The organism is Mycolicibacterium sp. 624 (assembly GCF_040548615.1).
GTDB lineage: Bacteria > Actinomycetota > Actinomycetes > Mycobacteriales > Mycobacteriaceae > Mycobacterium.
On sequence record NZ_JBEPRZ010000016.1, the window covers coordinates 1 to 13352 of the forward strand.

General features: G+C 63.2%; 10 protein-coding genes, 1 rRNA gene and 3 pseudogenes. 5 read left to right on the forward strand and 9 right to left on the reverse strand.

All coding sequences use genetic code 11. From position 1 onward, the window contains the following. Window positions 1-232: 232 nt before the first annotated feature. Together ABIA65_RS33380 and ABIA65_RS33385 are read left to right on the forward strand one after the other, a co-directional pair. Window positions 233-1495: a DUF418 domain-containing protein gene (locus ABIA65_RS33380; protein WP_354526266.1), complete on the forward strand. Its 1263-nt coding sequence runs from the start codon at window positions 233-235 to the stop codon at window positions 1493-1495. A gap of 28 nt (window positions 1496-1523) precedes the next feature. Then, a pseudogene (locus tag ABIA65_RS33385) lies at window positions 1524-2523 on the forward strand (IS256 family transposase); the annotation flags it as partial. Between the two features lie 180 nt (window positions 2524-2703). On the opposite strand, the gene ABIA65_RS33390 reads toward ABIA65_RS33385, so the two are convergent. The 7 genes and pseudogenes from ABIA65_RS33390 to ABIA65_RS33415 form a co-directional block, all read right to left on the reverse strand. Continuing rightward, window positions 2704-3333 carry a zinc-binding dehydrogenase gene (locus tag ABIA65_RS33390; RefSeq protein WP_354526267.1) on the reverse strand — a complete coding sequence of 210 codons (630 nt, stop codon included), beginning with the start codon at window positions 3331-3333 and terminating at the stop codon, window positions 2704-2706. A gap of 72 nt (window positions 3334-3405) precedes the next feature. Then, window positions 3406-3651: pseudogene (locus ABIA65_RS33555) on the reverse strand (hypothetical protein); the annotation flags it as partial. A 425-nt stretch (window positions 3652-4076) separates the two neighbouring features. Continuing rightward, window positions 4077-6656 carry a PEP/pyruvate-binding domain-containing protein gene (locus tag ABIA65_RS33395; RefSeq protein WP_354526268.1) on the reverse strand — a complete coding sequence of 860 codons (2580 nt, stop codon included), beginning with the start codon at window positions 6654-6656 and terminating at the stop codon, window positions 4077-4079. Next, window positions 6653-7624, reverse strand: a complete 972-nt coding sequence (locus ABIA65_RS33400; protein ID WP_354526269.1) for a DUF7064 domain-containing protein — start codon at window positions 7622-7624, stop codon at window positions 6653-6655. Before ABIA65_RS33400 ends, ABIA65_RS33395 begins: the two co-directional genes overlap by 4 nt. A 59-nt stretch (window positions 7625-7683) precedes the next feature. Continuing rightward, on the reverse strand, window positions 7684-8292 hold the full coding sequence (locus tag ABIA65_RS33405; RefSeq protein ID WP_354526270.1) for a TetR/AcrR family transcriptional regulator: 609 nt from the start codon (window positions 8290-8292) through the stop codon (window positions 7684-7686). 416 nt (window positions 8293-8708) lie between these two features. After that, window positions 8709-9599, reverse strand: coding sequence for a class I SAM-dependent methyltransferase (locus ABIA65_RS33410; protein WP_354526271.1), 891 nt, complete (start codon window positions 9597-9599; stop codon window positions 8709-8711). Between the two features lie 82 nt (window positions 9600-9681). Beyond that, a complete protein-coding gene (locus ABIA65_RS33415; RefSeq protein ID WP_354526272.1) occupies window positions 9682-10254 on the reverse strand; it encodes a helix-turn-helix domain-containing protein in 573 nt (190 codons plus the stop codon). 145 nt (window positions 10255-10399) lie between these two features. Between ABIA65_RS33415 and ABIA65_RS33420 the strand changes: the two are divergent. Continuing rightward, window positions 10400-10560: pseudogene (locus tag ABIA65_RS33420) on the forward strand (zinc-binding dehydrogenase); the annotation flags it as partial. On the opposite strand, the gene ABIA65_RS33425 reads toward ABIA65_RS33420, so the two are convergent. Beyond that, window positions 10557-10937, reverse strand: coding sequence for a helix-turn-helix domain-containing protein (locus ABIA65_RS33425; RefSeq protein ID WP_354526273.1), 381 nt, complete (start codon window positions 10935-10937; stop codon window positions 10557-10559). The pseudogene ABIA65_RS33420 and the gene ABIA65_RS33425 overlap by 4 nt on opposite strands. Before the next feature lie 237 nt (window positions 10938-11174). Here ABIA65_RS33425 and ABIA65_RS33430 point away from each other — a divergent pair, with 237 nt between their 5' ends. Continuing rightward, on the forward strand, window positions 11175-12674 hold the full coding sequence (locus ABIA65_RS33430) for an AlkA N-terminal domain-containing protein (RefSeq protein WP_354526274.1): 1500 nt from the start codon (window positions 11175-11177) through the stop codon (window positions 12672-12674). Continuing rightward, entirely contained in the window at window positions 12674-13177 is a 504-nt protein-coding gene (locus tag ABIA65_RS33435) for a methylated-DNA--[protein]-cysteine S-methyltransferase (protein ID WP_354526275.1), read from the forward strand. Before ABIA65_RS33430 ends, ABIA65_RS33435 begins: the two co-directional genes overlap by 1 nt. Before the next feature lie 89 nt (window positions 13178-13266). On the opposite strand, the gene rrf is transcribed toward ABIA65_RS33435, so the two are convergent. Next, a 5S ribosomal RNA gene (rrf, locus tag ABIA65_RS33560) occupies window positions 13267-13352 on the reverse strand; the annotation flags it as partial.

Consider the following 13352-nt stretch of genomic DNA (forward strand, 5'->3'; position numbering starts at 1 on the left):
AACGCCAACCGACCCCACTCCGCCCATGGGGAGCTCACCCCAGCCGAGTTCGCTCTACAGTGGACCACGACCCACCAACCCCACGCCGCATAGCGACTGGACCACCAAATAGGCCCCCCTCACCAGTAGAAACGATGCCCGTGGGGCAACAGTCAACCCGCAGCGATAACCGTGAGAGCAATCGCCTATCGCGCTTGACCGTGCCCCAAGGGCACGCTCTACCTTTCCCCGCATGAACGCAGAACCTCCGTCCTCGGGGCCTCTCGGACATGCAGTCGCAGCACCGGCATCGGTGCGGGCCAAGCGCAGTATCGCACCCGACTTCGCCCGCGGCCTCATGCTTGTCCTCATCGCAGTGGCGAACGTGCCCTACTTCATCCTCCACCGTCCACACGGCGTCGCGGCACACTCCGCGGAAGGGTCGTGGGCAGACCGAGTTGCGCAAACCCTGGCAATCGTCGGTATCGACAGCCGCGTCTACCCGATGTTCGCCTTCCTCTTCGGCTACGGCATCGTCCAGATGTACACCCGCCAACTCGCCTCCGGCACCGACCCCAAGGACGCCCGTAGGGTCCTCCGCCGGCGCCACTGGTGGATGATCGCCTTCGGCTTCGTCCACGCCGCGCTGCTGTGGTTCGGCGACATCATCGGCGCCTACGGCATCGCCGGTCTGCTCCTGGTCTGGCTCTTCCTCGACCGCCCGGACCGCACCCTGAAAATCTGGATCGGCATCTTCCTGGTGATCCCCACACTGCTGACCATCGGATCACTCACCGCCGGACTCCTCGGATTCTCGGCACCGCCCAGCACAGGCACCGGCGCAGCAGCAGGCCCCGAACGAATCAACGAAACCACCGGATACCTCGACGCCGTCCTGGCCCGAATCGAAGGCTGGGCCGTCTACATCCTCCCCGCGGCACTGTTCGGATTCATCATCCTCCCCACAATCGTCCTCGGCATGCTCGCCGCGCGCCACAAGATCCTCGACCAACCACGGAATCACGTCGCCCTCCTCAGGCGCGTCGGGTGGATCGGCATCACCGTCGGCGTAGTGACCGCACTACCCCTCGCGCTCCTCAACCTCGACGCCCTCGAGATCAGCCGCGAAGACAACTGGATCCTATTGCCCCTGCACACAATTGGCGGACTCTTCGGCGGACTCGGCTACGTAGCGATGTTCGGCCTGATCGCCGTCCACCTCGAGAACCACCGCGATCGGCAACGCGCAGGGTCGTTCCCGTGGGCCGTACAGGCACTAGGAAAACGATCGATGAGTGGCTACATGTTCCAATCAGTAGCCTTCTCCCCCGTCCTCGCCGCATGGGGCCTCGGCCTCGGCAGCCATCTCTCCAGCTGGTCCGCGGCCCTCTACGCAATAGCTGTCTGGGGCCTGAGCGTGTTCCTCGCGACCAGGCTGGAACTAGCAGGCCGGCGCGGCCCCGCAGAATGGCTCCTCCGAAAACTCGCCTACCCCAAACCCACGCTGGCCCCGTAGCCGGGCATAGTGAGTGGGTCTGCTCACCGTCGAGATCGATGTGCCGCGTGATCGTGAGTCGACGTTCGAGCCGCAGATCGTCAAGAAGCGTCAACGCCGGCTCACCGGTGTTGATGAGGCCGTTTTGTCGCTGTGCGCCAAAGGGCTGACCACCGAGGAGATTTCGGCGCACTTCGCCGAGATCTACGGCGCCTCGGTGTCCAAGGAAACGATCAGCCGGATCACTGACAAGGTGATCGAGAAGATGAACGATTGGGCAGTGCGGCCCCTTGATGAGACTTACGCGGCCATCTTCATCGACGCGATCTCCGGTGATGGTCCGCGACGGCCAGGTCGCCAACCGACCGTTCTACGCCGTGATCGGGGTCACCCTGGCCGGTGAGCGCGACATCCTGGGGTTGTGGGCCGGCACCGGCGGGGAGGGCGCGAAGTTCTGGATGAGTGTGCTGACCGATCTGCGCAACCGCGGCGTCAAAGACACGTTCTTCGTGGTCTGTGACGGCCTCAAAGGGTTGCCCGAGGTGGTCGGCAACGTGTGGTCGCAGGCGATCGTGCAGACGTGCATTATTCATTTGATCCGCAACATGTTTCGGGTCACCTACCGCAAGTAGTGGGATGAGATCAAGCGGGATGTGAAACCGATCTATAGCGCGGTCAATGCCGCGGCGGCCCGTGCGGCGTTCGACGATCTGACCGAGAAATGGGGGCAGCGGTATCCGGCGGTGATCCGGTTGTGGGACAAAGCCTGTGCGGAGTTCATTCCGTTCTTGGACTACGACGTGAAGATCCGGCGGTTCATCTGCTCGACGAATGCGGTCGAGTCCCTCAACGCGCGCTTCCGCCGTGCGATCAAGGCCCGCGGGCACTTTCCCTCACAGCAGGCCGCGATGAAGTGTCTGTATCTGGTGACGCGTTCCCTGGACCCGACCGGGGTGGGCAGGTGACGATGGATGATGCGGTGGAAGCCAGCGCTCAACGCGTTCGCGATCACGTTCGGCGACCGATTGCCGGCAGCCGAAACCTTCTAATAGAAACCGCCGGAAACACCACTAACGCGATAGCCCCGCCCGGCGCGGCACGCGGATCGTCGTGGAACGGCACTCCAGGTATTCCGCGTGGCAGAGCTGCAGTCGGTCAGAGGTGAGCCGGAAACAGTTTCCGCTTCACTCGTAGGCGGTGTGGGCGCCGAGTCCGACTACTGCCGTCGTTCAGCGAATACGATCATCGTGCTCAACGGAGAACACTGTCCGCCCCGAAGGTCGTGGTGCGCCTGCTGCGATCCAGGCGGCCAACTCGGTCCAAGGCTTGACAATTAGCTCGCCGAACTGAAGTTCGCGGTCCGCTGCAAGGTATGCCATCTCCTTGGCCAGTTCGGGTTCCGAACCGAGAAAGAAGCTCGTGATCGCTCGGTCGGATGTCGCGGGGTCCGCTACGAAGGCACCAAAGGGGAAGTGTTCATCGGCTCCGGCAGCGTGTCCGAGGGCGATGACCGTTCCCCCGCGATCGAGCAGCGCATAGGTCTGGACAAGGTGCTGTCCGCCGATCATGTCAATCGCGCCGTACACTCCTGCATTGACTGAGGCCAGGGTCGTGTGGGTTTCGTGCGCGCCGAGGCGACGGAGTTCCGTATGTTGCGACCGGTCGCGTGCCACGGCGATGACAACGGCTCCTGAACGCACCGCGAGCTGCACGGCGAACCGACCAACCGCGCTAGTGGCACCGACAATGAGTAGGCGTCTCCCGAGGAGCGAGCCGAACCGCCGCACGGCGCGCAACGCGCTCGTCGCCGGCACCGGCAAGGTCGCAAGCTGCTCCCATGGAGCATCGGCGGGAGCCACGGCAGTCATCGCATGAGGCACTGCCCGCCGTTGCGCCCAGCCCCGGGCCGCCAGCCCAAGAAACACGACGCGTTCACCAACGCTCGGCCCACGGCCGTCGGCGGCGGACCGCAGGACAATCCCACTGCCGTCCCACCCCGGTATCGAACCCGGCGGCGCCGCAGTCAGCGCGACGAGGTCCCCAGGGTTAGGCGCGAACGCCTCAACGCGCACAACGAGTTCGTCCGGCAATGGCGCGGGCTCATCGACCTCGCGCAGAAGCAGCCCACCAAGTGGTCCTCTGCTCGTCGTCCACGCCAGCACGTTGATCTCCCTCATTGGTTCCTGTCGTCTTCGCTGAAAGTCAACCAGCGCAGCATCAGCCACATTCCAGACACCGCAATAGAGCCATCTCTCCCTGGGACATGGAGTTCGTTGTCCGCTTGCCCCGACAACTGAACGACGTCAGGCAGTCGACGCTGCTGGGGCTTCTCGCCGGCGTGGGCGCGGACGGCGGGCCCGACGTCACCGGCACCGTCGACCACTCTCCCCCGTGACTCAGTTGGTGGAGCGCCGCTCTTCTGCAGTCACCGATCGTCAGATCTCACACCGATAGGCGGATCACAGTCAGCCGCGGTGACATTGCAACTTCGGAAGCCCCAACAGCACCCTTCGGGTGCCAGGTCGAGAATGTCTCGCGATCGCGCGATCACAGTCAGTCCGACGTGCGGCGCCGATCAGCGAAAGTGAGTGTGCTCGGACGCTCAGGCGTTCATGGCGTTTTGCACTCCTGCGCCGTCTTGTGCGGATTCCTCGGAGATGATCTGGACCAGACCCGAGCTGCCGTCGATCTCGACCGCTGTGCCCGTAGGCAGCAGCGTCATCGCACTGGGTACGGCGGTGACGGTCGGGATGCCGTACTCACGGGCGAGGATTGCTCCGTGACTGAGCGTGCCGCCAGTCTCAGTGATCAGGCCAGCTAACAGCGGGAACACAGAGGTCCAACCCGGGTCAATGGTCTTAGCGACGAGCACATCACCAGCGGTGATGCCGGCAAGGTGAGACATCTCAGCGATGCAGCGTGTTCGACCGCGCGCAACACCTCTGGAAACACCGATTCCGCTGATTCCGCTGCCATCAGTACTAGAGACCACGTCACCCTCGGCGACCTCTCCTTCGGTCTCGATGTCATCGAACAGGTACGTCGCCGACATCCGACTCCGGTAGGTCAGGTAGTTGCGCCGACGCACTTCCAGGTCCGTTCGGTCGATTGGATCCGCGCCCCCGGCCTCTGTAGCTACTGCGGAAAAGAACTCCTCACCCAGGAGCAAGAAAACATCGTCGACACTGTCTAGGAGCCCTCGATCAGCCAAGCGACGGGCTTGTTCGAGGACCAGTGCACGGAGATGGGCGATAAGGTAGTCGAGATAGTAGCGCTGGTTTTCCCGGTAGACGGTGAAGGTCTGAGTGCGCTGGCACACCCATTCCAGAATCTTCACGCGGAATGTTCCAAGCGGTTTGCGTTTGATCCGCGCAACCGCCGTCTCGAACGCCTCTGTGCGGCGCGCCTCGGCCTGCTGCTCGGCCAGACGCGGATCTGTTGGCGCGGTGTCGCCGGAGATTTGCGCGCGGAGCAATCCCAGGACACCTTCAGGCTCATCACTCCATCGTGGTGAGGCAATCTCTCGACTGGAAGAGCGGTGGCCGTGATTGAGTAGAAATGTCTGGAAGGCGCCAACAAACGGAGCCGCTTGAAATGAGTCCTGGATTTGCGCCCACGTCTGTTGGTCGCGGAGGGCGCTCAACAATTGCGGGTCGCTGCGCGCCTGCATGGCGAGTTCCCAGATCTCGGTGTTGATACGAGCCGTGTACGTACCTGGCAGACCGCTGATCAGTGCAGTGTAGAGCTGTCCGTCGTCGTCGGCTTGAGAAGAAAGCAAGCTAACCAATAGGCCGTGCAGGAGGTGATTGTGAAAAGCCATGCCCCATCGAATGATACGGAAGTGTTGTTCGGCCAGCGTATCGACTTCGTCGACTTGCCTGCGCCATTCGGTGAGACTTAGTGCTGAGTAGTCTTGGCGCAGCTTGGGGACGATACGTGTGTCGATCGCTGCACAATGCTGTTGCATCGCCTGCAGGTTGGCCCGAGCTGATCCACGTCCATAGTCGCGGTAGGGAGCCAGGGCGTAGCCGGCGGCCAGTAGCGGTTTCCAGGGTTCTGCGTTGATGCGGGCCATCCACATCGGCGTGAAGAGACTGCCAAAGAGTTGTTCGCGCATCGCTTTCGGGAAGGCGCGTCCCATTGCCGCGGCATACTGCCCGTTCATATACATGTACCCGTTGACGAGTTTGAACGGTTCGAGGTTGACGATGTCGTTTCTGCCTTGCATGAGTGGCATCTCGATGAACATGGGAATGTTCATCCATCGAGCAGTCAGTGCCGCTGACAGCGGCAACGCGTACTCGGACTTGTACTCATCGCCCCATTTTCGCGACCACACGTTGTCTGGCTCGGCCTTGGGCAGATTGGTAATGGCGCGATCCTGCAGTGAGTACACGCGGCCGTCCTCGATGGCCCACTCGAGATCGCGCGCCTCGCCGATCCCTTTCTCGACACGCTGGGCGATTTCGTAGAGTGCTGCCAGATCGGTCTCGTTGAGAGTGGATCGGCGTTGGCGTTCGGGCTCGACCTCGCGGTCGTGCAGGTGGGTGTCATACACAGATTCGAGAGTTTTGGTCGCAATGCGTGTGGACCGTATGTGCCCCGTCGAGCGTTCCAAAACATAGTGGTCGGGATCGACTTTGCCCGAGACGATCGACTCGCCGAGGCCCCAAGCGGCGTCGATCACGATCTCATCGGCAAATGGGCGCTGCGGGTTGGCCGTCAGCAGCACACCGGCAACCTGTGGCCGGACCATCCGCTGCACCACAAGTGCAATACCGCCCTCTGAACCGATCTGGCGTTCACCGCGATACACGTCGGCGCGGCTAGACTCGTGCGCTTGCCAGCAGTGGCGAATCGCCGCGCGCATCTCTTCGAGAGTTGCTACGCCGAGCTTCGTTTCGTATACACCGGCGAAGGACGCGTCCTCGAGATCCTCAGCGACTGCGGAGCTGCGAATCGCCCACACCGCGTTGGGGTGCTCGGCAGTGGTCGCGTCCCACCACTGTTCCATTTCTTCTAAACATTGCTTGCGGGTCGCCATATTTTGGGACACCGTCGCCGGGATCACCCATGCCTCAGGCACTGTCAGCCCAGCGCTCAGCAGCCGAACCAATCCGGCAGCTTTCCCTCCGACATGATCGATAGGCGCATCACTGCTGGACGTCAATCGTTTGATCATCTGACCTTCCCCTTCAGGGCGTTCGCCAACACCGGTACGAGATCGGGTATCCGCTGCAGCGTTCCGCGCCAGCCGGCATGCCAGGCGTGTTCCATGACGCCGACGCCGGCGTGCCGGACACCGTCGATCGAGGTTTCGAATCGTGCCGGGGTTTCCTGGATCAGCAATCCCTGCTTGGCCAATGGGACCTGCGCCAGGGCGGAGGCCCGCACGACGTAGGTTTCGCCGTCAACGTCGGTGAGGACTAGCCGCGCGGCCCGCGGCACTTGCGGGGTGCGAGTCCATTCGTAGTCGATCTGCACCGCGGTCAGCGGCCGGTTCACCCCGCCCCGATGTACGAATCCGGTCGGCGTGGCGGTGGCCCCGTGCAGCAGCGTCGCGTTGAACCCGAAATGCGGCCCGAAGGAAGCGGTCACCCACTCCCAGCCGGAGATGGCGCCCCATTCGCGGACACCCCAGGATTTGTCACGTTGACCGAACCCCTCGATGTCGTACTGCGCGGCGCCCACACGGATACGACCGGTCACCGTGCCGGGCTGTTCGAAATGGTTGGCCGCCACCGGCTCGCCGGCCGCCGATCCGTACGTCGTCGGACCGTCGTGGTAGTCGTATGGTGCGGACAGCGCTGTCCAGGTGAGATCGATCTCGTTGCGCCCTGATAGGTGAATATTCCACCGCTTCAAGGGTTCTCGCATCGAGAAGGACAGCGCGCCCGCCCTGATACCGAATTCTGCTGAATGCGTAGCCTGGGCGTCGTACGGCAGGCCGACACCCGGGTAGAGGTATTCGAGCCTGCCGTCACGGACCGTGAACAGCGCACCGTCGACGCGGCCGGCGTGTGGGTTGAACCCGATGCGGGCCAGCCCGAAGTAGCGGCCCTCCAAGTCTGCCCAGTTGAAGTAATAACTCTCCTGCCAGGCCGACTCCGGTCTCGGCGCATGGAGCTGTTCGTCAGCCGCTGCGATCACCAGCTACCCCCTTGTTAGTTGACAGTTGTCACCATAGCAATTTGGTGACAACTGTCAACTTAATCTCGGGGTTTACGAAGGCCGTCGATGATGACGTCCACGGTTAGATAGGCCAGCTTCAACGCCGCTTGCGAGTTGCTCTTTGATCCGCGCAGATCCTCGGGGACGCTCGCCAATCCCCCGATTCCCCAAGTGGTGAGGAAGAAGTAGACAGTGCCGATAGCACCGGCCCGCATGACTCCACTGTCCTGCAGTTGGGCCAACAACGCCGAGCTAAGGGCTCGGGTCGGCGCGATGTAGCGCTCCACCATGTAGTCGAAGCGCGGGCCCGGGTGGGAGCTCTCCTGCTGGATGATCCGCGCCAGGGCCGGCCGCTCAAGTGTGATGCGTGCATAGCTGCGCATCACACGTCGTAGCTGGTCCAGCGGTTCCTGTTCGGGACGCAGACCGGAGGCGGCCAGGGCGCTAGACAGCTGCACAAAGCCGTGGTCGACGGCCGCTTCCCACGCCGCCTCTTTCGAGGAGTACCGCCGGTGGATCAGATTGTGACTGATACCCAGATGGCGGCAAAGCTCACGCAGGCTGGTTCCCTCGTAGCCCAGATCGGCGAACGCATCCAACAATCGGTCGAGCAGGTCAACTTCAGCGATGATCTTGGGGCGCGCCATGACGCCAGCGTATTGCCCTGCCAGAACCTTATTCGCGCTAGCTCACGAATCAGCAGCCGTGGCCGGCCTCACGAAAGGGTGATGAGACCTCGCCGCCGTCCAGATGCAGCGAACATTGACAAGACACGCATGGCTACTTTGACCGTGTCGCAGAGGCTTGTCCATTTCCGTTGCAGATCTTGAATCCCGGTTTTGCGGAGCATGGTCTCGCCACCGATACAGCGTCACCTCGGCGAATTCCTTTAGTCGGCGCCACGTCAAGCGATCCGACGGCCGACAGTCATAAAGGAGGACTTCGGGATTCGGGCGCACGGCATCATTTTCGGCTCGCCACTACGCAGAACACACACGTTGTATCCGGTGACAACTTGTGGCGGCAGTGCGGCTCTGCCGGGTGAGCAAGCGCTCCTCGGCGCTCACATGCGGCGTGCGACCCACACGGCGCGTTCAGTACGTACCACTAGGTCGTCGCGGCCCAAGATACTGTGCGGGCCCTCGATATCGAGCAGCTGATCCATCGCAGTGAGGTCATCGACCGAAAGCACGTCGGCCGCGGCCCTGCGCATACTGCGGAGACTGAGGAGCGCGTAGCGACCTACCACCTCGGATCGGGAGTGCTCGATGTTGACGCTGATCGTGCGTTCACCTTCGATGATGAATCCGGCAGCGGTGAGCCGGGGTCCCCAGTCGGTGCCTCGGTGAGGTAATTGGACGGCGTTCCGGCCGTCAATCGCGGTGTGACAACGCTGCTCTAGTCCGGGTTGACCCATTGGGGCATCATCGGGCAGAAACCGGGGGAAGCCGGCAGGTTCGACAACTGCGAAGAGTCCACCGGGGGCGAGAGTTTCATGAACGCGGCGCAACGTGTCGTCGGGATCGGCCATGTGGTGCAGGGCGGCCGATATCCACACCAAGTCCGGTTCGCCGAGGTCCGGCCACTCCGCGTTGAGATCGGCCTGAACAATACTCACGCGGTCAGCCACTCCAGCTTCGCAGGCTTTTTCTCGCACGCGGTGCAGGTGACTGACCGAGGAGTCTACGGCGGTCACGTGCGCCGCAGGGAAACGTGCGAGCAGGGCGAAGGTGCCCGTGCCGGTCCCGCAGCCTAAATCCACGATCTGGCGGGGGCTCGCTTTGACGGGCAGCCATGCGGTGAGGGATGCGGTGTGCTCGGCGAGTAGTTCCGCGTCGAGGTCGAGGATCTCCGCCTGGTACCGAACTCCACAACTATCTGGGTGGTGTGCGCCGCGGTCATGCAGGTATAGCGTCATGCCTCGACAGTAAGTCGAGGCATGCGCTTCATTCATTACGTCTTGCGCAAGCGGCAAGACGAACGTTGCTCGAGCCGACAGATGCGCAACTAGTCAGGAATACGAGCGGGCTGGCCGATCACCCCGGCCGTTGTTCCCCAGCCGTCGTCTCCTTATCGGATTGGTGCGCCCGGCGGGCGTCGCGGTCGAAGATACCCAAGATCTCACACGGTCCACCCTCGGCACCGATCGCGTGCGGCAGCATGGTGGGAAACTCAGCGGCCTCGTTGGTCTCCACGCGCAAACGACGATGACCCAGCATCAGCACCGCGGTACCGGACAGGACGACGAGCCACTCTTGCCCCGGGTGAGCACGCATGCGTGCGGGATTCTCCGAGGGCGGCTTCGTCATGCGCGCGCGTACCACGGTCATGCCGGAATTCGCCTTGATCGGCCACCGCAATATCCCGTGGGCCGCATCGATCGTCGGGTGGGAGATGACGTCGTCGGCCTCGGTCTCGACCAACTGGTCCAGAGAAGTATCCAGGGCACGAGCGATCGTGACCAGCTGGTCCAAGGCGAGGCGTCGTGAGCCCGTCTCGATGCGACTAAGCGACGACGGACTAAGTCGTGCCCGGGTAGCCAACTCATCTAAGGACCAGCCCTGCGCAACACGCAAGGCGCGGATGCGTTTGCGCACCAGGCTGTCCAAATCACCACTCTCTTGCGTAATAGGCACCATCATATGTCGATATCGCAAGGCGTGCCTACGCTCATCACATACCGACCGGCGACCGGTCTGGACCCCAACTAACACAAGAAGGGGTGGGACGACGCCTGTGACAACTGCCGACACCAGCGCCGCCCATGGCGCAATCGAGGAAATCGCCCGCATGGTCGGGTCGGGCCAGCTGCGAGTGCCCGTCGCCGCGAGCTTTCCCATGGGGAGCAGATCCGCGTCGCAGTCGAGCTTCAGGCCGGTCGGCATGTGCACGGCAAAGTCGTCATCGACATCTAGTCATCGCCTAACGCCCGTTGCAATCGCGAATTCTCGTTTGGTGCGTTGCTGGTGACCATGCTGGGCCGAGAGCTGGTGGCTAGACGCCGATCGTCTGGCACACCAGGGTTCTGCTCAACAAGGTCCGAAGCAGCCACGTCGAGTTCAATGGCGATATCGATCAAGCATTCAAAGGTGACTCCGCGCTTTCCACTTTCGACAGCCTCGAGAACGCCAGCCGAAAGGCCGACCCGTTGGCCCAGCTCCTCCAGACTGAGTCCGCGATGTTCCCGAAAGCGAGTGATGCGCGAGCCGACGTAACGACGCCGCTGCGCCGAAAGGCTCGTTCCGCCGGCTCGCGATGAGGGGGCCGGATTCTCGCCATCAGCTTCGTGCACTCGCCGATCGTAGCCCCACTAGTAGGGCATTAGCCCGTATCCACCGAGGTATTTCGCGGCAGACGCCAACAGACAGCCCGTCTCAAATTCATGTCATATGTGACATCGGTGTGACACTCATCGCGAGAATATGACACTGGTTCTGAGAATCTACAACAATCGGTTTCGAGAGACCGCATCCACCTCGATGTCGGTTTTCCGCCAGTGATGTCGGAGCAGACGTGTAATTGTCGAAGCATGCACGAAGATTTCGACCGCTGTTACCGGGCAGTCCAGTCCAAGGACGCCCGGTTCGACGGGTGGTTCGTGACGGCCGTGCTGACCACGAAGATCTATTGCAGGCCGAGTTGTCCCGTGCGGCCACCGTTCGCCCGCAATGTGCAGTTCCTTCCGACGGCTGCGGCCGCACAGGCCGCCGGGTTCCGCGCCTGCAAGCGCTGCCGGCCCGATGCGTCCCCGGGATCCCCGGAGTGGAACGTCCGCGTTGACGCCGTGGCCCGCGCGATGCGGCTCATCGCCGACGGCACCGTCGACCGCGAGGGGGTCACCGGTCTGGCTGCCCGTGTCGGATACACGACGAGACAGCTCGAGCGACTGCTGCAGGCCGAGGTGGGGGCAAACCCGTTGGCGTTGGCCCGCGCCCAGCGCACGCAGACCGCCCGGATCCTGATCGAGACAACGGACCTGCCCTTCGGTGACGTCACCTTCGCGGCGGGATTCTCGAGCATCCGCCAGTTCAACGACACGATCCGCGAGGTCTGCGCACTGACGCCCACCGAACTGCGGCAACGTGCCCGAACCAAGTTCGGCCGCCATGAGTCCGGCGGGTCGGGCACGCTATCGCTGCGTCTGCCCGTACGGACTCCGTTCGCGTACGAGGGCCTCTTCGGCCACCTAGCCGCCAGCGCAGTGCCCGGCGTCGAGGAGGTGCGTGGCAGCGCCTACCGCCGGACACTACGACTGCCGTCCGGTCACGGCATCGTCAGCCTGCAGCCTCGGGTCGATCACGTCCAATGCGACCTGGTGCTCGACGACTTCCGCGACCTGTCGACCGCGATCGCCAGGTGCCGCCGCCTCCTCGACCTGGATGCCGATCCCGAGGCTGTCGTCGACGCGCTCGGCGCCGACGAGCACCTGAGCGCCCTCGTCGCCAAGGCACCGGGACAGCGGATCCCCCGGACAGTGGACGAGGCGGAGCTGGCCGTTCGCGTTGTCCTCGGTCAGCAGGTGTCGATCAAGGCGGCCCGGACGCACGCCCGCCGCCTGGCCGAGGCCTACGGATCACCGGTCAACGACGCCAATGGCGGTCTGACACACGCCTTTCCGGACGCCACACAGCTCGCCGAGATCGATCCGGCGCACCTCGCGTTCCCGAAGTCACGGCAACGGACACTCATCGCCCTCATCGGCGCACTGGCTGATGGCGAGATCGCGCTGGGTCCGGGCTGCGACTGGAACCGCGCCCGCGAGCAGCTCCTGGCCCTGCCGGGCGTGGGGCCGTGGACCGCGGAGGTCATCGCGATGCGCGGCCTCGGCGATCCCGATGCGTTTCCGGCCAGTGATCTCGGCGTGCAACTCGCCGCTAAGGCGCTCGGCCTGCCCAGCGACGTCCGGGCACTCACCGAGCACAGCGTGCGCTGGCGACCATGGCGCGCCTACGCCACACAGCACCTGTGGACCGCGCTCGATCACGAGGTCAACGACTGGCCGCCGAAGGCCCCGCAGAAGGAGAAGTGATGGAAACACTGCAATCTCGCGTCATCGACAGCCCGGTCGGACCACTCACGTTGGCCGGCACCAACGGTCAACTGCGGCACCTGCGCATGGTCGACCAGACCTACGAGCCGAGTCGAGAGGGATGGGACCCCGACGAGGACGCCTTCGTCGACGCCGTCGCTCAACTCGACGCGTACTTCGCCGGCGATCTGCGGGAGTTCGATCTCGAGCTGGACATGATCGGCACCGACTTTCAACGGCGGGTGTGGGCGGCTCTGCTGACCATTCCGTACGGCGAGACACGAACGTATGGCGAGATCGCCCAGCAGATTGGGTCGCCCGGGGCGTCGCGTGCCGTCGGGCTGGCCAATGGCCATAATCCAGTCGGCATAATCGTGCCGTGCCATCGGGTCATCGGTGCGAATGGCAGTCTCACCGGCTACGGCGGCGGACTCGATCGCAAGCGGCAATTGCTCGATATGGAAAGGAATAGTGTCGCACCAGTTGCAACACTATTCGATTAGCCATTGTCGGCCCATTAAATGGAAATGCATACAAATAGAAAATGCCCGGGCCCCCCAATCGAAATTGGGGGGCCCGGGACTTAAAGGGTGTTCGGCGGTGTCCTACTTTTCCACCCGAAAGGGTAGTATCATCGGCGCTGGTAGGCTTAGCTTCCGGGTTCGGAATGGTACCGGG